Here is a 19701-nt window from a genome sequence, read left to right as displayed (position 1 = left end):
TCTCACCCTTTATATCTCCTTTGATCGGTATAGATTAATGTTTTCGCGCGTTAAGTTTATAAATAACTAGCAAGGATGATAGAAAGAAAGTCATAAGCAAGCCAAACTTTGAAGCGTCGCCCGTTTTTGGGTTGTCGACTACGTTAGCTGGGTTAGCATCCCCTGACTTCGTCCCCACGTTGTTGGAGCCTTGCTGTACTGGTGTTTGAGCGCCTGTCACCAAGTTTTCCTTCGCCTGACTTTGTTCCTTCGTTGCTACATTCACTGCCTGTAAACTATCTAGATGAAATGATTGGCGAATCGTATATTTCGAATCATAATCTTGCTCTGGAATGAGTATATGCATCGAAGTAGCCAGTGGCTGAGCTAAGTCTTTCACTTTATATTGAACCACTCTTGTATTGGCCGCTTGATCTTCGCTGATCACGTTAACTGGAGAAAAGCTGCCATTCGAATTTGTGGAGAGCGCCTTGACCCACTTGCTCTGTTTTACCTTCACTCTCAATTCCAACTCGCCATTCTTCACGATCAAATCGGCCGGCTTGATAAAGTAATCGTTAGCCATTGACGCGGAATCATTTTCCGCTTTTAACATCGTATAATTAATCGTGTACGTTCCATCCGCTAAATTGGCTGCATTGGCGCCATATGCAGTTGAAAATACAAAAATAAAGGCTATCGCCATTAATACAGTCAACTGTTTCTTCATCTCTTCCTCCTAAAAATAAATGATTATCATTATCACCTAATGAAAAACATTGTGGTGACGCAATCGTGCCATCACCACATTTAGAAGCTATTTTCCAACCTTTTGCGGGTCCTTGAGGCTCCCTATTAATTTCAATTTGGCTTCAACAATATCCGCCAAAGCAAACATAAAATCGGCTGAATCATTGGGGAAATCGGCGCAGACATACTCAATCCCCGCATCTTTCGCGTGTTCTTGACATTCCGTTCTTAATTCTTGCAACACTTCTACATTTTCTGAAACAGAAAGAAGGTCGCAAACTACAAGCCCATTTTGTCCATTTGTTGCTTCTTCAAAGATGACATCCTTAATATCAGGTCCTAGCCATCCTTGCTTTTGCCTTGCGCTGCGGTAAGCCATTCGCCAATTTTGAACATTCAATTTATTAGCGATTTGTTGAGCTAACTCTGATAACTGAGTTATGTACGCTTGATGCTGTTCAGATGAACCAGGTAAACTATGTGTTGTAAACACGATGGTTGCCCGTTTACTCGAACTTGTTTGGGGCAACCATTGCAATGCTTCACTTACCCGTCTAACCATCACTTCCTCATAACCCTCATGTTGATACCATCGTTCGATATGAAAAACTGGAGTGGATGCTTTCGCCTTTTCCAGCTCAGTTTCCACTTCCCGTTGGTAAGAACCGACCCCTGTCTTTGAGTAAAATGGGTTCAAAGGCAGGGTAACAATCTGGCTCACTTTATCCTTTAACATTCTTCCAATGGTTTCTCCAATAAATGGCGTTCCATTTTTGTAAGCGAAATACACCTTTACATTCGCAACGCCATTTCTGTGTAATACTTGTTGCAGCATATGCGCTTGACGTTCCGTGTACATCCGCAATGGATCCACGGTCCCAAGCGATCGAAATTGATTTGTTAGCGCTTCAACCTGTTCGGCGGACGGTTTTCTGCCTTGCAGAAGTTGTGTGAAAAAAGATTCAACCTGATCGATCCGCTCAGGTCCGCCATATGACATCAAAATGATTCCAATCATCGCGTTTTCCCCTTTAGCTAACATCTTTTACAACTTTGGTCGCGGATAATTTCTCTAACACAACGTCATAGAACCCGAGTTTAAAATCAAGAATATATTCAGAACGGCCGCCTCCATGAGATTTACGGAAAGATTCTGACTTAGACCATTCATCATGGGCTTCTCTTGATTGCCATTTTGTCCAAATTGTAAACTCATCGTACTCTTCTTCCATTCTCGTTTTCAGCACATTTAACATGAGGAACCCAGGTGATTCTTCAATCTTTCCTAACATTTCGAACCGAGCCAGAAATTGATCTTCAAAACCCTTTTTTATTTTCAACGTATTAGAAATTACAAACATCTTAATCACTCCATTTAATTTTTCTTTTGTTGACTTTGCGCTAATCCAATCGGGGTGCAAACCGGTTTATCCCCGTCGAAATGAATGGAAGCTTTTATAGAAAAAACTTCTTCGAAAAAATCATGATCATACACCTCACAAGGTTTTCCTTGCCTCACCACCTTTCCATTTTTCATTGCAATGATTCGATCGCTGTATCTAGCCGCTTGATTGAGGTCATGCAGCACCATAATAATAGTCATCCCCAGAGAATCGTTTAGTTCTTTTAATAATTCCATAATTTCTAGCTGATGCGAGATGTCTAAATAACTAGTCGGTTCATCTAGAATTAAAACCTTTGGCGTTTGAGCAATTGACATCGCAATCCAAGCCCGTTGCCGCTCACCGCCCGACAATGCGTATAATGGTCGATGTTGCAGCGCCGTTAAGTGGGTGACCGATAACGCCCAATCGATATAATTCGTTTGGTTATCAACCACCTCATACCACTTTAAATACGGGTTACGACCATGCGACACTAAATCTCTCACCGTCATTTCCACTTGATGATTTAACACTTGCGGCAACATTGTCATCTTCTTGGCAAATTGTTTATCCGTTAATTGGTTAATCGACTGGCCTTCCAATAGAATAGCGCCGCTCTCTGTCTTTAAAAGCCGGGTGAGCAAACGTAACACGGTTGATTTCCCTGACCCGTTTGAACCGACGATACTTACAATTTCCCCTTTTTGAATGGATAGGGAAAAGTCTTTAATACAATATGAATCCGTATACCGATAAGATAGATCGTTTGCGACTAAGACATCTTCCACCCCTGTTTTCCTCCTCTCAATAAGTACAGAAAAAATGGCGCCCCAATGACCGCTAATAAAATTCCAACGGGAAGTTCAATTGGATCAAACCAACTTCTTGCCGAAGTATCCGCGAGCGCAACTAAAAATGCGCCGGCAATTGCTGATATCGGCAACAAATATCGGTAGTCATTGCCAACGATTAATCGCACAAAGTGCGGCACAACCAGTCCGACAAAACCAATTAATCCGGCTACACTTACTGCTGCCCCCGCCAACAAAGCCGCTAGAATAATGAGGTAAAATCGGCTTCGCTCCACTTTATTGCCCGCTAACCGAGCCACTTCATCCCCAAGTAACATAATATTGGCGTGCTTGATCGCAAAAATGGATAGAAACAATCCAAGCGCCGCATAGGGCAAGATGATAAAGAAATGTGGCCAACTCCTCCCCGCAAGACCCCCAACAAGCCACGGAAGCACAGCCTGAACGCGATCGCTATATAAAATCATGACCGTTGAAGTTAAAGCCCCCAGCAACGCGTTAATTGCCACTCCCGCTAAAATCATTCGCAGTGGAGACACACCGCCGTTCCAAGCTACGAAATAAATCATACATGTAGCAGCCAACGCTCCGATAAACGCTCCAAAAGGAGTTAAATGGGTATATGCCGGGAAAACAATCATCATAATCACCGCGACGAGCCCCGCGCCGGCGGATACACCAATAATTCCCGGATCCGCTAGCGGATTTCGCATGACCCCTTGTAACAATGCCCCTGATACAGCTAAACAAGAACCAACCAACAAGCCAGTTAACAAACGAGGCAACCGTAGATCCCACACAATCCTCGTTTCAACCGTACTCGGCGAGGCAATAAATGCTTGCCAAATATCACTGAGTCGAATGGAGACCGGTCCGACCATAATCCCGTAAATGATCGACAGACTGCATAATAACAAGAAAATAAGCAACGTAACGATCCTCTTCTTACGCCGTGGGTCTTCCACTCGCGTTATGGTTAGTTGACTATCGCGTTGCGCCATATTACTCTCCTTTAACCGCAACTTGATCTAAGCTCTCTTTTAAGAATGTAAGCGATTCTCCCACCTTTGGTCCGGGACTTGAGCCAAAGAGTTCAAATGGCAAGAAAATGAACTGATCATTTTTAAAAGCTTTCACACCTCTCCATGCCGGATTGGCCCTAAGCTCTTGTTCAAATTTTTCCTTCACCGCTTCCGGTTCACCGTGTGTGATGAAATAGATGACATCGGGATCTTTTGCGATGACGTGCTCCATACTAAGCTGGGCATAATCTGGATAATGCTCAACCTTTGGCAGCCCATCGGCAATATTTTGACCGCCTGCGATATCGAGTAAATTCCCTGAGAGCGAGGACGGTAAAGCAGCCATAAATGATTCAGTCGTTCCATAAACAATTAATGCCTTGATCTCCCTCGGTAACGGATCGGCCTCAATTGCCTCTCTTTTTTGTTGAATGTTAGCAATCAAACGACTCGCCTCATTTTTCCGTTCCAAAATGGTTCCGTATTGATCAATCATCTCAACAATTTGTTCAAATTGATTTCCGTTTGTTAAAAACAACTTAAGCCCTAATGATTCCGCAGTACTAATATCCTTTCTATTTAAATCCGCATGTCCAATGACTAGGTCTGGCTTCAGACTTACAACCTTTTCGAAATCGACGTCGTGCGCGGTTCCTACTTGTTCAACTTCCGCTAACTCTTTCAGCGGTTGAATCCTCGCTGTAGGACGTCCAACAATATTTCCTCCAAGTTGATATACGATCTCCAAATCTCCTTGCGCAAGCGAAACGATCCGTTCAGGCGGCTCATTAAATTTCACTGTCCGTTCGGCATGGTCAGTAATCATGACTCCCCCATTTTGATCGGTTTTTACTTCCGTGCTGACCGTTTGACTTGAACAACCAGAAATAATAATTGCAAATAACCAACACAGCATGATCATTTTTGTTTTCAACATCATTCCCCATTCCGACTTTGTCTTTTTTTCTAAATTGTCCTATATTGATAATGATAAGCGTTCTCAACGTGACCTCATTATAAATGGTATTTTCGACGCTCCGCGTGATTATAATCACGTATTTAACATTATCTGGTGAAATTGGTTGTAATTACACGAATTTTCTAGCACTTATTTGATAATGATTATCGTTATTGGGAGGGGTAACGTTGGATAACAGAAGATTTATTGTACAATACTTGCATCTATTTCCTTTATTTAAGGAGTTGAATAGGAAGGAACAGGAAGACCTTGTATCCCGTTGTTTATATCGAACAGTTAAAAAAACCACGTATTTATATAGGCAAGGTGACCAACTGGACCGTGTTTTCTTTCTTTGCCAAGGAAGGGTTCGTATATATAAAGTGGATGATAAAGGGAGGGACTTAATTCTCTCAATCTATACCCGCGCAAAAACCTTTCCTTATGATCATTTTCTGAGTGATCATTGTCATTATTCAACCAACGCGGTGGCTGAGGAGGATGTTGAAATATTTACGATTCCTATTGCCGATTTGGAACAACTGCTCATTAAATACCCGCGGATGAGTATTGCTTTGCTTAAGATCATTGGAAATCAACTTAATGACATGCAATTCCGTTTAGAAAATAAAATGCTAAACACGATTGAAGAACAAATCGTTAAGCTACTGATCCAACTATCAAAGGATCATGGGATTACTCTTTCAACCAAACAGATTTTATTTCTAACACCATTTCAAATTAAAGACTTGGCTAATATGGTTGGTCTTTCTCGTGAGACAGTCAGTAGGGTCGTAACAAAGTTAATTTCTAAAAAGTTAGTAGCGCGCGACAAGCAAGGTCGATTCATTCTCACTCCCGCTATACTAAAAGAACGTTATTCAATCGAAAAATGAACAACAAACGATCATTGTTAAATAAAAAGTGGGAAGATCCCATGTTTTTAGGATCTTCCCACTTTTTTATCTCATTATAGTTTGAATCTAGTTATCATTCCGCGCAATTCTTCTACTAAGTTACTCAATGAATCAGCGGAGACGGCTATTTCCTCCATCGATGCGTTTTGTTCTTGCGCCGCGGCAGCGACTTGTTGGGTATTCCCGGACGTGTCTTGCGATAGATCCGCCGCTTGGGCGACGGTTTGAACCATATCTTGTCCACTTTGTTTGACTTGCTCTAGAACATTTGTCACCTCTAGCGATTGCTTTGAAATTTCGGTAACTGAATGGACTATCTCATTAAAAGCTTCACCTGACAGACGGACCCGACTAATTCCTTCCGCCACGACCGTCGCGCTTTCATTCATCGAAGCCGCTGCTTTGTTAGATTCTGATTGAACTTGTTTAATTAATTCATGTATTTGTTCCGCTGCTCCAGCCGATTGCTCCGCTAACTTTCGTACTTCATCAGCGACAACAGAAAAACCCCTCCCATGTTCCCCCGCGCGGGCCGCTTCAATTGCGGCATTCAACGATAGCAGGTTCGTCTGATCCGCAATTTGCGTAATCACCTCCAATATATGATTTATTTCCCTCGATGTTTCTTCCAACGAATCAATCACTTTAACCGTTTCCCCAACTGATAACTGCGCTCGATTCATTTGTTCAATTGTTTGCAATACAGTTTCCGTTCCGCTTCGAGCCTTTTCGTTGGCCGAAGTTGATGAACTCGTCATTAAGTCAATCGACTCAGACACACGGTCTATTCCTTGCGCAATAGTTGAAACGGCTTCATTAGCTTCCATAAAACGAGTAGATTGTTGCTCTGAACCAACAGCAACTTCTTGCATCGCAATGGTAATTTGTTCAGTCGCTTCACTATTTTGTCCGGCGATCGCGGTCAATTGCTCAGAAGATGAAGCGACTTGCCATGTTGTTTCTCTCACATTACTCAAAATTTCGCGCAGATCGTCTTTAACTCTATTCGTCGCTCTAACTAATAACCCCGTTTCATCATTGCTGTTTGTTTTCATATTTTCAAAAGTAAGGTCTCCATCCGCAATCATTTGTAACCGCTCTGAAGCTAACTTTATTCTTCTGATCATCGGGCGGGTAAGTAACGTGTTTAATCCAATCGCTATAATTAAGAGCGCAAACACTTGAACGATGATAGCGAGCAGGTTATCCTTTTGGATCTGTTGAATACGGTCACTTGCGTCCGGAGCGCCGACATACCAAATACCGATGATTTCTCCAGCGCGATCTTTTAGCGGCATATAGGCCGACTGGTATGTATGACCAACAACATTCGCCTGCCCAAGAAACAACTCGCCTTGCCCAAGAACACGTTCAGCAACAAGATCTGAAACGGTTGTGCCGACAGCTCGTTGCCCATCGACCAAAACATTCGTTGTGACTCGCTTATTATGCAGAAAGATAGTAACCGTATCTCCCTCTGTTAATTCACCAATGAGGTCTACGATTTCAAAGTTATTATTGATGAGCGTCTCGCCTTTATATAGCTTTTCACCTTCAGCTCGCCAATCTCCCGGATAAGTCAAATCGATAATAGCCAGTCCTGTTTGCAAATCAGATCTTGCCTTTTCTAACGCTTCGCCTTGTATTGTCTTTTCTAGCGTTATCGTTTCTTGATAACCCTTTATCGAAAAAGAGAAGATTAAAATGGCGCTAAAAAGAAAAAGAAGCTTTGTTCGTATTGATAACGAAGAAAAATAACGTCTAAAAATAGAAACTCCCTCCAATACCACCTTTTTTTTATAGTAATATCGGCTACTTAATTAAGTTGTTAAGTAAAAAAAGCGCCGTCTGGCGCTTTTACTGCAGTTGCATCGTCGTGATGCAGGTCGGATCATCTTTGAAAGTTGCAAGCTTTGCTTCGGCAACTTTGTCTCCTTGCTGAATTTTCACTTGATACGTTTGATTACGCGGCAACCATAGATCAAAGAATCCATTTGCTTCCGTCGCGATCATCGTATCGATAATCGGACGGCCTTGTTCGTCATGAATTTGCACGTCAAATTTCTCCGCAACGAGTTCTCCTTGACAACCTGTCAAGCTATGGTTTGTTCAAGGATGAGTTTGCTCAATATACGGAGCGATGGAAACGAAAAATTCTTCTTCAGGCAGCTGATAGATTTCTTTATCGCCATTATTGTTCGTAACAATGAGTTCATCTGATGTAATCGATGCTTGAACTTCGCCTTTAAAATCTTCAACACTATAGTCATGGACTAGTTGCTTAATTAAAACTGCATCCACTTGCTGACCTGTTTGCTCCTCATTTGAATTCGTATTGCCGCAAGCTACAGATAGGATGGACATCGCGAACACTACTACGATCGTTGCTAGTTTCCCTTTCACTTTCGTTCACCGCCTTGCTTTTATTATCAATATCGCTTCATTATATCGTGATCCAAAACCAACAAGGTCATGTTTCCGATTTTGACACAATTTCTACATTACTTTACACGAGTTTTTGACCGCAATTGGAGCAGAAATTCCCGCCGCTCGTCTTTGTTCCGCAGTTCGGACAGAAGTTCGGTCGCTGTTGTCCATCTTGCCCATCCGCTTTCGGTTCGGCAGCAGGAGGCGTATTTTGAGTCGGTGGAGTTGGCGTGGACTGCGCTGTCTCTGAAGCTGACTGGTTCTTCTTTTCCTGTTGATTCATTTTGTCCATCATTTTACCTGTAATGTTCATCCCCATCATCATCCCCGCCATATCGGAGGCCGCTCCCCCGCCGCTACCGCTCATTTTTCCAGATGCCATCGCATCCGTCAGCTCAATTTGTTGGTAGCGGTCCACGTTGCCGACCATACTATGCGACGCGTTTTTATTAATCATCTCTTGAATTTCTTTTGGATAGTTGAAACTCATGATACTGAAGGCCGTAATTGTAATCCCGCTTTTGATCATTTGCATATCCAAATCTTCCTGGATACCCTTTGAAATCTCGGTTGAATTAATCTGCAAATCAAACATATTCGTGCCCTCTTTGACAATCCATTTCATCAGCAATTGGTCGAGAGCCGACGTGATTCGAATCCGCACATCTTCAATTAAATATTGATCACGAACCCCCGCAACTTGGTCGATTAAAGCAACGTAATCCGTTACTTTAAAGTTAAACGTACCGTTTGCTCGAATTGGCATTCCGCCCGGCAAACCCGGAGCAGGGATATTGATCGCGTTTTGCGTGCCCCATTTCACGATAAATTCCTTTGTATTGACGAATAAAACTTCTACGCGCATTCCGCTATTAAAGCCAAATTTAAAGCCTTTTAACGTCGATAAAAAGGGGATAATCTCCGACTCAATGTCATAATCGCCCGCCTCTGTAAATATCCCTTCGATTCTTCCATTGTTGAAAAAGATCGCATCTTGACCCGGTTGAACGATCAACCTACTTCCCTTTTTAATTTCACGATTAGGCCATTTGTAGAAGATCATGTCCTCTCTAAATTCTTGCCATTCAACAACGTTAGCCAATTGATTTCTGAAAAAGAACATCGATCAACTCTCCTTTCCTGTAATTTCAACGAATATTAGAATTTCCCTCTGCTGCTACTGCGCGAATGACCGCCTGGTGTCACTCTACCGCTACCACCGCCACCGCCACCACCGCTACTTCTACTGTTCGATGACGGCTTTTTACGCTTGGTCACTGTTTGTCGCACATAACGATCGGATTGGTCCACCACCCGTGACCGTTGACCATCTAAATATGTTTGCTGGTTTACCGTCACTCTTCCACCTGAATGGTAGGCCATCAAAAACACAACGGCGCCGGCCACACCGATTGCAACCGATACCTGGAACCACCATTTAAACAAGATATTTTCGGGATCCACCCCTGGTTCATAGCCCATATACTTATGTGAAGTAGTGATAAACGTAGAGAACGATTCATAGTAACGCGCCTCTTTTAGGTGGGGAGTTATTTTTCTCCGTATTTGATCCATTCGATCATTATCTAAATAGTCTTCCGCCTTTTTAAAACCCGTCAACTCAACTTCTTTTTCCATGAGATCTATCGTTAACATTGCCGTGTTTCCATGTGGTTTATCGTAACCAGGCGCTCCATTATCATAAAACTCATCGATATATTCTGAAATATCTAAATGACCCGTTCCTTTAAGCGTTACAATGAGAAATGCCGTCTCCCGCTCAGCCCCTAATTTGCTTGCTAAAGATTGAAGCTGCTCTCTTTCTTGGGGCGTTAACAATTCCGCGTAGTCAAAAATATACTGTTGCCGATCGACAGGCTCTGCCTTAGCAAAGTTTCCGCCAGGTAAGACGAACAAACAGACCATCAGTAATAAAGCAAAAGTTCGTCTCACCAAAAGCCGCCTCCCATCGCCCAAGAGGCGCATTTTAACGCAAACAATGTACCAGCGGCAATCCCGCCAAACCATAATGCGATCTTACTCGAACTTAGCGGTGGCTTGCCAACCACTTTGCCTGTTTGCCCGTTCATCGCGAATATATGTTCCGCTCGATTGTAATCATAACAAACCATCCAGACAGGCAAAAGTACATAGGCGCTTTTCATATTTCTCGTATTGATTTGCTTCCGCTTATAGCTAACAGAATGATAGCCGGCAAAGGTAGAACTAATATACGATTCAATGTATTCATTAATTTTATCTTTCGCGCGCGGCAACAATTGCTCATCGGTAAAGTTGTACTTTTCTGCCAAATAGCCAGCCAAGTAAGGCGTTTTAAATTCTTTTAATTGATCGTAGGGATAAGGTTCCAACTTATCCATTAACTCATCATTCATCTTTTCCGAAGCATCCACAGGCACTTTCACATAATTCAGGTCAATATCGCGAAACGCGTCATAATATTTCGTTTCCGTATAAATGTAATCACCGCGCGAATACGTTCTAACCCTCGCGCATGTGGCGGTGACGTTCGCCTTACTGTTTAAATCATACAACCAGAAAGGGACATAGATTCCTGTCATACTTTTGATTCGATCCGCGGTCATAAAGCCTTTCGGCGTTAACAATCCTTTCCTACACCACTTTTTAAAAGCGCGAATTGCTTCCTCTTTACTGATCGTAAAAGGAATGACTTTAGCTGGAGCAAGATGACCCGACAAGCGATCCACTAAAACGACGCCCGCCCCACAAAAGCTACAGTGTGTCGCTGTTGTCTCTTGCGCTGTAATGACCGCCGCCCCGCAATTTTTACATTCGTATTCTTTTGCCTCATCTTCCGAAAAAGTGGCTGTCCGTAAATCTTCAGGTATGTTCTCAATATTGTCATGTCTGCCGCAACTCTGACAACTTAAGGAGCCCGAATCAGCGTCAAAATTCATATCGCTGCCGCAGTTTGGACATTTATAATGCAGAATCACGTGGGACCCATCCCCCTCCCCATGCTTATAAAAGTTGAAAAGCTGCAGTCAGAGCTGCTGCAGCTTTTTTCTTTGTTACCTACTCATCCTTCTTCATTCTTGCCTTCAAGGCAGCCAATTCTTGGTCCACACTGCTCTTTGGGCTGTCATATTTCGCGGTTAAATCCGCAATTTCATCCTTCGGCCCCGCGTTGAGTTCAGCCATCGCGTTAGCCTCATCCAACGCTTGATTAATCTTATCTTCCATTCGTCCGAACGCCGATAAAGAACGGTTCGAGTCAGCCGCCCCCAATTTATTAACTCTCTCTTGTGTTTGGGCCACCTTCCACTTCGCTTTCAACATCTTGCGGCGCGACTCCAGTTCACCGATATCAGAAACAAGTTTGTCATGCATTTGCTTCATTTGACCAGCATTCGAGGCCGCCAATTCATAAGCCGATTGCAACTCGGCTAGTTGTCCTTCCAGCGTTCCCTTTCGTTCAAGAAAAGTCCTCGCGTCGGCTTCATTGTCCGCCTCCAACGCTTTAATCGCGTAACGTTCCATTTTATCTATATCGTCTCGGCATTCATTCAACGCTCTTTTTGAGCGTTGCTCTCCCGCCATCACAGATGCTGTTTCGGCTTTCACTTTACCCAAATCTTGATTTAAATTTCGCAAATATTGGTCAATCATCTTTTCCGGGTTTTCCGCCCGATCTAATAAGGCATTAATATTACTGGACATAATATCCTTAAATCTTGCGATAATACTCATCGTTTCCACTCCTTTTTGCAGATCCTTAATTATATTATACTGGTTTTTAAGTGATAAAGTCTCAGGAAACTGGAAAAAAGCCCCGCAGTATTGTTTTTTGCAACCTTTTATAAAACTTCCTCGTCTAAGAGGATGAAACCATCTAAAAGGAGATAGAAATAAAATGAAAAAATATTCAGTTCTCACCACTGCTGCTTTAACTATCACGATACTTAGCGGAAATATCGCGCTAGCATCTTCTCCCGCCACCCCCATTCAAATCGACAACCAAATTGAGGCGTCTGACTACATGAAAGCCTCAGGAATCATCTCTGAAGTTGGACAAAAGGGTGACTTGCTTCAATTGTTTTTGAATGATATGGAGAACGATCCAGCTTATCTCTTGATCTCGGACAAGACGCTCATCCTTGACAGCGCAACTGGAAATCGCGTGGATGAAAGCGAATTGAAGAAGGAACTGACCGTTGATGCTTATTATGACAAAAATAAACCGATGATTATGATCTACCCCCCACAAATCGCCCCTGAGATCGTAATTGTTCACGGCGAAGAAATGGGACAAGTAAAGGTTGGCAAGTTTACGAACGAGTTCGTGAGTCTCGACAATCAACTTAAACTCAATCTTGCGGAAGATACCCAGCTAGTCAATCATCAAGGAAAGGAGATTAAAGAAGATGAGCTGAACGGCAAAGAGTTGATCGTGTTCTACACTGCTTCAACCAAAAGCATTCCCGCTCAAACGACGCCTAACAAGATCATCGCTCTTGATCCTTTAAATGAGGAGATCGACGAAGTAATTGAGCCCGAAATGGTCCCGTTAAGAGAAGTTGCGGAAGGGCTTGGCTATGACGTAGAATGGGATGAATCAACAAAACGTGTCACTTTAACAAAACAAGCCAGTTCTTATCAACTCACGATTGGAGCCAAAGATTATGGCTATAATCGCAGCTTAGGCTATCTTGATGTCGCTCCAGAGATTAAAGATGGCAGAACGTATGTACCGCAACAATTCGTTGATTTATTGCTAGAAAATCAATCTTAAGCTCTTGACTTCTCACTCGTAAAGGAGAACAGAAACAATGAGTAAAAACCGGCTAACTACTCGTCGATCGTTCCTAAAGAAAGGGATAACAGGAATCTTGAGCATGGCGACACTTTCCGCCCTGTCACTAGGCTATTCCTTTCGTGGTGAGAGGTTTTGGTATGATGTGAAACGTGTTAACCTTACATTCAACCATCTCCCCCCAGCCTTTCATGGACTTCGTCTTGTACAATTTAGCGATACGCATCTAGGTCACTACTTCGGTCAGCAAGAATTGCGTGAAGTCGTTGAACAGATTCATTCGCTGCAGCCGGATATTATTTGTTTTACTGGGGATTTAGCAGATCAGGGTGGAGTCGAAGAATATGAGGACTCCATCTTGACCTTGTCCCAGCTCAAAGCTCCTTTTGGAAAGTATGCTGTTCTTGGAAATCATGATTACCGGGGAAATGTTTCTCTCCTCACTTCCGTTCTCGAAGCAGCTCAATTCAAGGTGCTTGTCAATCGGCAACACCAGATAAATAAGGATGACCAGTCGATTCGAATGGTTGGCGTAGACGATAGCCTAGCGGGTCAACCCGATCTCGAACAAGCAATGAATGGAGTTGGCGACGAGGATTTCATCATCTTGTTATCACACACACCAGACTTTGCGGATGAATGCAAAAATTACCCGATTACCCTACAACTCTCTGGCCATAGTCACGGCGGGCAAATCCGCATCCCCCTTTTCGGATCAGTCATCACACCGCCAGGCGCAAAGAAATACATCAATGGTCTCTTTCCAATCGCTGATTCCAACTTATTGTTATATGTAAATCGCGGCATCGGGACGACAATCCTCCCTTTGCGTTTTGCATGTCGCCCGGAGATCACATTATTTACATTCCATAAGGAGTTTTAGTGAATTCTATGTATAAAAAGACTGTGCGCAGATTGTTTTATTTGTATACAGGGGAATTCGTTTCGACCCTTTTATTTGCCGTTTTGTGGGCGCTCTATCTCCAAAATTCGGAGTGGACAGCGCCTTACTTAACCTCTCTCGCTTCCGTGTACTTCTTCCTTTTGCTTGAAATGATCCTCCTGCAAGGCAGTTATTATTGGTTCCTCAAATGGAAACAAGTCCGTAAAAGAGACTTCTCTAATCTACCCGACCAAAAAATGCGGCTATTCTCCTTTTTCAAGAAAGTGAACATAACTTTAATTGCCTTAGGGATCCCTTTGATGATATATGAATTCATGATCTCGTCACTCATCTTCTATTGGTGCTTATTTCTCTATCTTTTCGCTATCATTGAACAGATCAATTACTACCACATTCGGTTATCTTACCTAAGCCTAGAAGAAATAAAGCAATTTATTCGTCAAAAAGGATTTAGCAAGTCGAAACTCGCAAAGGAAATTGAACAATATAGAAATGGGATAAGCTGACTGAAAGAAACGCAAAAAATAGGCATGAAAAACAACGATTTGTTTTTCATGCCCGTTTCATTTTTAGGACCAAAATATTAAGATGCTATCTCCGTAAACGTCTTCCCAACCGCTTTCTCACAAGTATAGTCAAGCAGTAATTCGAGTTCAATTTGCTGGATGTTAGCTAAAAGCGTAGCCGCCTCATCTGTTAATCCATTAAGCACATTGTCTTTCACTATGTCAACAAATAAACGCGCATTCCACGCGGATTGTTCTACCAACTTTTGCAAAGTAGCCTTTAACTCCCCGTTTTCAATTGTCTGCGCTTTAACATAGGCGCGCGCCTTTTCTAGCAATTGAACGTGAATCGGATGATTGGAAGGGCACCAATGTTTCGCGTTGTTATAATCGCCTTCTTTACGGTGCATAATCCCATGCCAATAACTAGCTGTATCATTGCGAGCGTAGACGAGACGATCCTGTAGCTCATCATGGCCTTTACTTAAACTGTCATTATAGATTAAAAAAGCTCCCTTTAACGCAATTTCGTACGCTCTTTTCTCGTCATCTCCATTGGTCAAAGGAATCGATGTAATTTGTCTGTCCAGTCTTTCGTTCCAAATCACTTGAGGTCCAACGGAAAGCGTCGGACGCTCTTTCAAAAGCCCGACAATCTCTTGAATAGATGAATGCATAATCTTCCCCACTTTCTACTTACTTAAGTCTACTTACAGTCCGTATATAAACGAAGGGTTATTTTCTCCAAAAATAACTTCGTTTAAGATTGTTGGTCCCAGGTCACGCCGCCTGTCGCCCAATCTTTTCTTTTAATTTCCTGAATAATGATATCAACGTCTTCTTGATCAATCTTTAGCGAAGAGGCCATTGCGGCGGTTACCGCGCGGACCATGGCTTGCTTTTCAGCGTCTGTCCTACCCTCAAACATCTCAACGCGAACAATCGGCATCTAGAACCTCCAATCAACCTAATAACAACTTGGTTACATTTAATTGTTATCTTATCAAAGTTCCTCTTTTTGTTCAAAAGTGGACTCCGTGTAATTAATCAACTTTCTTTAAGTCTTCAATTATAGTTTCAATCTCATTAAAATTGACCCCATCGTAATATTTAATCATTTCGCCCTTTGGATTGACTAAGTGAAATCTGATTCCATGTGTAATCTGATCTGATCCTTCACGCGGCGGTTGTAAGGACGATAGAAAGGACTTGGTTGATAATTCGGTAATCGTCTCAAAATCGTATCCTGTTAAAAACGTCCACGAATCAAAATCAGCATCATATTCTTCCCCGTACTCCTTTAAAACTTCAGCTGTATCACGCGCCGGATCAACCGTAAACGTAACAAGTTGAACATCTAAGCGCTCTTCCTTGATGCGATCTTGTAGCGCGGACATATTCGAGGTCATCGGTAAACAAACCGTTGTACAGTTCGTAAATACAAAATCGGCAATCCACCATTTTCCCTTCAGATCGTCCAGGCTTAATGTGTCGTTATCCTGTGTTGTAAATGAGAAATCGGCAATTCCCTTCATCACAATCGGTTCAATTCCGTTTGTATCACCTGTCTCATTTGAACTCTTTTGCCCCCCGCATGCGGCTAATACGAACATAAAAACGAGTCCGAAAATAAATACCTTTATATTCTTCATACTCATGCGCCCCTTTCCACTCCGATATTTATACTTTGCTAGACAAAGCAAAGTCTCCTTAATAGGAGACTTTGGGACTTTAAAATTTTAGTGATCGCCGTGTTCACCCTGATCATCAAGTTCACTATGTTCAGGATTGTTCTTCTGTTCTAGTTGTTGAAGTTCCTCATCACTCGGATTGCCGACGATGATCGGTTGAACAGGCATCGTATGTAAGCCACGCGCAGTTACGTGAGGTTGAACGTAATAAACACCGTCTTCGGTAAACGCTTTATGAATACTGTAAATTCCATCCTCATCATAAAACGCATCGGTCAACTCACTGCTATCTTCTTTTTGATTAATTCTCCACGTCTCAAATTGCACTTCATCAGCGTCTTCGACAATCTCAGCGCCGTATGTTACTTTAACACTTAATAAAATCTCTTCATTTACGGCAAGTTCACTTGGAATTATCAGTTCAGCTTCCAATGTATCAAGAACTTCCTCCTCATCAATGACTTGTCCATTGTCCTTTGAAGAACAAGCAGACAAAATAAATAAAGCCGACAAAACAACAAATAAAAAGCGAAATCCCCTCATCCTCGATCCCCCATTAGTATATTAGAATATTTTTACTCTTGATGAAATTAAACATCTTGCAACATCTATTTTAACAAGTTTACTACCGTATTCAAATTAAAAACTATCAAAATATGTGATGAATTTGTGACATTATGTTAGAAACAAACATCCCTCAACATGTTTAGATCATTTGCAGGCGGTTTGAAAATAAGGATGTCTATGGTATTCTTTACCGTGAGGGTTTTCCTGAAGTTCAAATATGGACTAGTATAGAGCTAGAACAACTAATTTTGGAGGGGTAACCATGGAACTAACCGTTTATTTAGCAGGTCAGATACACGACAACTGGAGAGATGAAATCGAACAAAAAGCAAAAGAGAAAAATCTCCCGTTAAAATTTGTAGCTCCGCAAACAAATCACGACCGTTCCGATGACATTGGCGAAGCGATTTTAGGTGAGCAACCTGGGAAACTGTATCGAGATCATGCAGCATCTGATATTAACAACCTTAGAACCCAAGTGTTAATGCAAAAGTCAGATATCGTAATCGCTTTGTTTGGGGATAAATACAGACAGTGGAATACAGCAATGGATGCGAGCGCGGCGATCACCATGAACAAACCGTTAATCATCATCCGACCAGAAGCATTGATTCATCCATTGAAGGAGCTTTCTAATAAAGCGAACGTTACGGTAGAAACTGTCGACCAAGCGATTGCGGCAATTGCCTATATCTTTGAGTAATTCAAATAGAGTAGCGGGTGGATCTGCGGTTTAAGATCCCCCGTTTTTTTATTTTGGTCACTTACTAACATTTTACAAAATAAACGGGGATAGCTGTTGCTAAAGTCAATTAGATCATGTAATGTGAGGGATTGAACATTATTGTCATTCATGTCCCAAAATGGTTCCCCTTCCGGTATTTGTGGGAATAATAACAAGGGAGAATCACCATGTTTTTTCATGCAAAGGAGGCGACGAACTTATGTCATTAGCAATGACTGAAGATGAAATTACCCTCGCCATCGTTCAAGCGATAAAAGAAGGGAAAAAGAATACGGTCCAGGATCTTCTATATGAGTTACATCCTTACGATATCGCGCAGCAATATCGCCATTTACCGATTAAACATAGAAGTAAATTCCTACTAAGTATTTCGCTCGAGCAACTAACTGGTTTTATTAATGAGCTTGAAAAAGAAGAGCAATTAGATATTCTCTACAAATTAGGGATTGAAAAAACGACAGAAGTCCTTGATTTGATGGAAAATGATGACCTTGCTAATTTACTGACCGATCTTGAACCCGACAAGATTGAAGAACTCTTATCGGGGATGAAAGAAGAAGAATCTGAGATTGTTCAAAACCTGATGAACTACCCATCGGAAACGGCGGGAAGGATCATGAATAATCGATACGTATGGATCGATGAGCACTACACGGTTCGAGAAGCAGTTGATAAATTAAAAGACTTCGCCGAACTTGCGCAATACCTGAACTACCTTTACGTAATCGATCAAGATAAAAAACTTGTCGGCGTTGTTTCTTATAAAGATCTATTACTCGCCGATTTGTACGATAAGATTGAAGACATCATGTTTAGCCGTGTTGTTAAAGTTGATGTGCTTACAGACCAGGAAGAGGTTGCCAAACTCATTCGGAGATATGATTTTGTTGCTATGCCTGTCGTCGAAGATGATAATCATCTGGTCGGGATTATCACCGTCGATGACATTATTGATGTCGTCATTCAAGAAGCAAATGAAGACATCGAGAAATTATCCGCTTCTGGTAAAGCGATCGATTTCAACACAAAACCATGGGTTGCCGCCTATCGACGCCTGCCTTGGTTAATTCTGCTTTTGTTAATTGGACTTGTTTCCGGAAGTATTATAGACGGATTTTCTGCAACCATTGAAAAAGTGATCGCTCTTACATTCTTTATGCCGATGATTGCAGGTATGACCGGAAACACTGGGACGCAATCACTCGCCGTTGTCGTGCGCGGCCTCGTCTCCAAGGATCTAGATTTTAAAGAATCACTTAAACTCATTCTTCGCGAACTTTGGGTTGGGATCATTATCGGAATTATATGCGCAATAATGATCTCCATTATCGCTGTTGTTTGGAAGGGTAAAGTGATCGGTCTCATTGTCGGTAGCTCGCTATTACTTACATTAATTATCGGAACTTTAGCGGGAACCATTATCCCCTTGGTCTTGTATAAATTTAATGTGGACCCTGCTGTTGCTTCAGGTCCACTGATCACGACGCTTAATGACATTTTATCGTTGCTTATTTATTTCGGAATTGCAACGATGTTCATATCAAAATATAGTGAAATTTTACTTTAAATCACTCCCGCCTATCCTTTAGGCGGGGTTTTTTAGTTACATTAAAAATAAAAAGGTTTCCTGCCTATGACAGAAAACCTTTTTATCCACATGTGGATAACCTTTACTTATTCATTTGCGCTAGAAAATCGCCAAGTAAATCATCCAAGTCTTCCACTTTATCTTCTTCTGCGAGATCCGAATCAGCCTTTGTTGCTGTTTCCCAGTTGAAGCTGTCTAAATCATCATCCAATCGTTCCTCAATTTGCTGCTCTTCCAATTTTACCGTTTCAGGTATCGGCTCATGATTTACGGTTTCTTCCTGAAGGTAAAGCGCCTCATCGATATCTAGCGCTCTACTATTAAGTGTTGCTAAAAGCGAGGCAGCCCGTACAGGGTCCGCCAACAATTGATAAACAATACTCCCTAATAAAGCTTCCGAATGTTCATGCTTGATCCAATCGCGCTGCGTTTTGCTTAAACCTTTTGGCAAGACGATTGTCAACGTTTCCCTTTGCTTTGATTTCGAATCACTGACCCCATTCAACACAAATTCAGCAATTTTACTGGAGAAGTTCCTTTTTTCCGTCTTCTTCAAATGACCTAAGTGTTTTAAAATATGATCAGGCGTATCAGAGGGAACTCGGAACGTAATCGGTTGTCCTCTTTTTATTTCTACTTCCTTCATGTAAAATCA

At 42.0% G+C, this 19701-nt stretch carries 23 protein-coding genes; 6 read left to right on the top strand and 17 right to left on the bottom strand.

The window, feature by feature from the left end; genetic code table 11:
* Positions 1-34: 34 nt before the first annotated feature.
* The 6 genes from isdC to BEP19_RS13355 form a co-directional block, all read right to left on the bottom strand.
* Positions 35-709 carry a heme uptake protein IsdC gene (gene isdC / locus BEP19_RS13380; protein ID WP_120190415.1) on the bottom strand — a complete coding sequence of 225 codons (675 nt, stop codon included), beginning with the start codon at positions 707-709 and terminating at the stop codon, positions 35-37.
* Positions 710-796: 87 nt separating this feature from the next.
* Positions 797-1747, bottom strand: coding sequence for a ferrochelatase (hemH, locus tag BEP19_RS13375; protein ID WP_170145372.1), 951 nt, complete (start codon positions 1745-1747; stop codon positions 797-799).
* 13 nt (positions 1748-1760) lie between these two features.
* Entirely contained in the window at positions 1761-2090 is a 330-nt protein-coding gene (locus BEP19_RS13370; RefSeq protein WP_120190413.1) for an antibiotic biosynthesis monooxygenase, read from the bottom strand.
* A 14-nt stretch (positions 2091-2104) separates the two neighbouring features.
* Positions 2105-2902 (bottom strand): ABC transporter ATP-binding protein, encoded by a 798-nt coding sequence (locus tag BEP19_RS13365; RefSeq protein WP_245983562.1) that lies wholly within the window; start codon positions 2900-2902, stop codon positions 2105-2107.
* A complete protein-coding gene (locus tag BEP19_RS13360) occupies positions 2887-3927 on the bottom strand; it encodes a FecCD family ABC transporter permease (RefSeq protein ID WP_120190412.1) in 1041 nt (346 codons plus the stop codon). Before BEP19_RS13360 ends, BEP19_RS13365 begins: the two co-directional genes overlap by 16 nt.
* Position 3928: 1 nt before the next feature.
* Positions 3929-4882 carry an ABC transporter substrate-binding protein gene (locus tag BEP19_RS13355; protein WP_170145371.1) on the bottom strand — a complete coding sequence of 318 codons (954 nt, stop codon included), beginning with the start codon at positions 4880-4882 and terminating at the stop codon, positions 3929-3931.
* A 212-nt stretch (positions 4883-5094) separates the two neighbouring features.
* Between BEP19_RS13355 and BEP19_RS13350 the strand changes: the two genes are divergently transcribed.
* Complete coding sequence (locus tag BEP19_RS13350) at positions 5095-5802, top strand: Crp/Fnr family transcriptional regulator (protein ID WP_170145370.1); 708 nt, start codon at positions 5095-5097, stop codon at positions 5800-5802.
* 74 nt (positions 5803-5876) lie between these two features.
* Here the strand turns inward: BEP19_RS13350 and BEP19_RS13345 are convergent, their stop codons facing one another.
* The 6 genes from BEP19_RS13345 to BEP19_RS13315 all read right to left on the bottom strand — a co-directional run bounded on the left by BEP19_RS13345 (position 5877) and on the right by BEP19_RS13315 (position 11982).
* Positions 5877-7607, bottom strand: a complete 1731-nt coding sequence (locus BEP19_RS13345) for a methyl-accepting chemotaxis protein (protein WP_170145369.1) — start codon at positions 7605-7607, stop codon at positions 5877-5879.
* Positions 7608-7680: 73 nt separating this feature from the next.
* The gene (locus BEP19_RS18220; RefSeq protein WP_342767424.1) at positions 7681-8187 is read right to left on the bottom strand and encodes a CueP family metal-binding protein; all 507 of its coding nucleotides are present in this window, start codon (positions 8185-8187) and stop codon (positions 7681-7683) included.
* Positions 8188-8329: 142 nt separating this feature from the next.
* The gene (locus tag BEP19_RS13330) at positions 8330-9373 is read right to left on the bottom strand and encodes an SPFH domain-containing protein (protein ID WP_120190407.1); all 1044 of its coding nucleotides are present in this window, start codon (positions 9371-9373) and stop codon (positions 8330-8332) included.
* A gap of 35 nt (positions 9374-9408) precedes the next feature.
* A complete protein-coding gene (locus BEP19_RS13325; RefSeq protein ID WP_245983559.1) occupies positions 9409-10203 on the bottom strand; it encodes a TPM domain-containing protein in 795 nt (264 codons plus the stop codon).
* Positions 10200-11228, bottom strand: coding sequence for a TFIIB-type zinc ribbon-containing protein (locus tag BEP19_RS13320; protein WP_120190406.1), 1029 nt, complete (start codon positions 11226-11228; stop codon positions 10200-10202). Before BEP19_RS13320 ends, BEP19_RS13325 begins: the two co-directional genes overlap by 4 nt.
* A gap of 79 nt (positions 11229-11307) precedes the next feature.
* The gene (locus tag BEP19_RS13315) at positions 11308-11982 is read right to left on the bottom strand and encodes a PspA/IM30 family protein (RefSeq protein WP_120190405.1); all 675 of its coding nucleotides are present in this window, start codon (positions 11980-11982) and stop codon (positions 11308-11310) included.
* A 163-nt stretch (positions 11983-12145) separates the two neighbouring features.
* Here BEP19_RS13315 and BEP19_RS13310 point away from each other — a divergent pair, with 163 nt between their 5' ends.
* From BEP19_RS13310 to BEP19_RS13300, 3 genes are read left to right on the top strand one after another with little or no spacing between them, the layout of a single operon-like run.
* On the top strand, positions 12146-13024 hold the full coding sequence (locus BEP19_RS13310) for a copper amine oxidase N-terminal domain-containing protein (protein ID WP_120190404.1): 879 nt from the start codon (positions 12146-12148) through the stop codon (positions 13022-13024).
* A gap of 37 nt (positions 13025-13061) precedes the next feature.
* Complete coding sequence (locus tag BEP19_RS13305; RefSeq protein WP_120190403.1) at positions 13062-13928, top strand: metallophosphoesterase; 867 nt, start codon at positions 13062-13064, stop codon at positions 13926-13928.
* 8 nt (positions 13929-13936) lie between these two features.
* The gene (locus BEP19_RS13300) at positions 13937-14455 is read left to right on the top strand and encodes a hypothetical protein (RefSeq protein ID WP_120190402.1); all 519 of its coding nucleotides are present in this window, start codon (positions 13937-13939) and stop codon (positions 14453-14455) included.
* Between the two features lie 77 nt (positions 14456-14532).
* On the opposite strand, the gene BEP19_RS13295 is transcribed toward BEP19_RS13300, so the two are convergent.
* The 4 genes from BEP19_RS13295 to BEP19_RS13280 all read right to left on the bottom strand — a co-directional run bounded on the left by BEP19_RS13295 (position 14533) and on the right by BEP19_RS13280 (position 16689).
* Positions 14533-15132 (bottom strand): hypothetical protein, encoded by a 600-nt coding sequence (locus BEP19_RS13295; RefSeq protein WP_120190401.1) that lies wholly within the window; start codon positions 15130-15132, stop codon positions 14533-14535.
* Positions 15133-15215: 83 nt separating this feature from the next.
* Positions 15216-15404: a tautomerase family protein gene (locus BEP19_RS13290; protein ID WP_120190400.1), complete on the bottom strand. Its 189-nt coding sequence runs from the start codon at positions 15402-15404 to the stop codon at positions 15216-15218.
* A 94-nt stretch (positions 15405-15498) separates the two neighbouring features.
* The gene (locus BEP19_RS13285) at positions 15499-16107 is read right to left on the bottom strand and encodes an SCO family protein (protein WP_120190399.1); all 609 of its coding nucleotides are present in this window, start codon (positions 16105-16107) and stop codon (positions 15499-15501) included.
* Positions 16108-16194: 87 nt separating this feature from the next.
* A complete protein-coding gene (locus BEP19_RS13280; RefSeq protein WP_120190398.1) occupies positions 16195-16689 on the bottom strand; it encodes a FixH family protein in 495 nt (164 codons plus the stop codon).
* Positions 16690-16975: 286 nt separating this feature from the next.
* Here BEP19_RS13280 and BEP19_RS13275 point away from each other — a divergent pair, with 286 nt between their 5' ends.
* Entirely contained in the window at positions 16976-17416 is a 441-nt protein-coding gene (locus BEP19_RS13275) for a YtoQ family protein (protein ID WP_120190397.1), read from the top strand.
* Between the two features lie 241 nt (positions 17417-17657).
* Positions 17658-19025: a magnesium transporter gene (gene mgtE, locus BEP19_RS13270; RefSeq protein ID WP_120190396.1), complete on the top strand. Its 1368-nt coding sequence runs from the start codon at positions 17658-17660 to the stop codon at positions 19023-19025.
* Positions 19026-19128: 103 nt separating this feature from the next.
* On the opposite strand, the gene BEP19_RS13265 is transcribed toward mgtE, so the two are convergent.
* A complete protein-coding gene (locus BEP19_RS13265) occupies positions 19129-19692 on the bottom strand; it encodes an uL1 family ribosomal protein (protein WP_120190395.1) in 564 nt (187 codons plus the stop codon).
* Positions 19693-19701 lie beyond the last annotated feature (9 nt).

Source organism: Ammoniphilus oxalaticus (assembly GCF_003609605.1).
Classification (GTDB): Bacteria; Bacillota; Bacilli; order Aneurinibacillales; family RAOX-1; genus Ammoniphilus; species Ammoniphilus oxalaticus.
This window is presented reverse-complemented; position numbering and strand designations above follow the sequence as displayed.

Excerpts from the sequence above, each read along its gene's own strand:
- isdC (WP_120190415.1), bottom strand. The coding sequence starts at position 709 with ATGAAGAAACAGTTGACTGTATTAATGGCGATAGCCTTTATTTTTGTA.
- hemH (WP_170145372.1), bottom strand. The coding sequence starts at position 1,747 with ATGATTGGAATCATTTTGATGTCATATGGCGGACCTGAGCGGATCGAT.
- BEP19_RS13370 (WP_120190413.1), bottom strand. The coding sequence starts at position 2,090 with ATGTTTGTAATTTCTAATACGTTGAAAATAAAAAAGGGTTTTGAAGAT.
- BEP19_RS13360 (WP_120190412.1), bottom strand. The coding sequence starts at position 3,927 with ATGGCGCAACGCGATAGTCAACTAACCATAACGCGAGTGGAAGACCCA.
- BEP19_RS13330 (WP_120190407.1), bottom strand. The coding sequence starts at position 9,373 with ATGTTCTTTTTCAGAAATCAATTGGCTAACGTTGTTGAATGGCAAGAA.
- BEP19_RS13315 (WP_120190405.1), bottom strand. The coding sequence starts at position 11,982 with ATGAGTATTATCGCAAGATTTAAGGATATTATGTCCAGTAATATTAAT.
- BEP19_RS13310 (WP_120190404.1), top strand. The coding sequence starts at position 12,146 with ATGAAAAAATATTCAGTTCTCACCACTGCTGCTTTAACTATCACGATA.
- BEP19_RS13305 (WP_120190403.1), top strand. The coding sequence starts at position 13,062 with ATGAGTAAAAACCGGCTAACTACTCGTCGATCGTTCCTAAAGAAAGGG.
- BEP19_RS13300 (WP_120190402.1), top strand. The coding sequence starts at position 13,937 with ATGTATAAAAAGACTGTGCGCAGATTGTTTTATTTGTATACAGGGGAA.
- BEP19_RS13295 (WP_120190401.1), bottom strand. The coding sequence starts at position 15,132 with ATGCATTCATCTATTCAAGAGATTGTCGGGCTTTTGAAAGAGCGTCCG.
- BEP19_RS13290 (WP_120190400.1), bottom strand. The coding sequence starts at position 15,404 with ATGCCGATTGTTCGCGTTGAGATGTTTGAGGGTAGGACAGACGCTGAA.
- BEP19_RS13285 (WP_120190399.1), bottom strand. The coding sequence starts at position 16,107 with ATGAAGAATATAAAGGTATTTATTTTCGGACTCGTTTTTATGTTCGTA.
- BEP19_RS13280 (WP_120190398.1), bottom strand. The coding sequence starts at position 16,689 with ATGAGGGGATTTCGCTTTTTATTTGTTGTTTTGTCGGCTTTATTTATT.
- BEP19_RS13275 (WP_120190397.1), top strand. The coding sequence starts at position 16,976 with ATGGAACTAACCGTTTATTTAGCAGGTCAGATACACGACAACTGGAGA.
- mgtE (WP_120190396.1), top strand. The coding sequence starts at position 17,658 with ATGTCATTAGCAATGACTGAAGATGAAATTACCCTCGCCATCGTTCAA.
- BEP19_RS13265 (WP_120190395.1), bottom strand. The coding sequence starts at position 19,692 with ATGAAGGAAGTAGAAATAAAAAGAGGACAACCGATTACGTTCCGAGTT.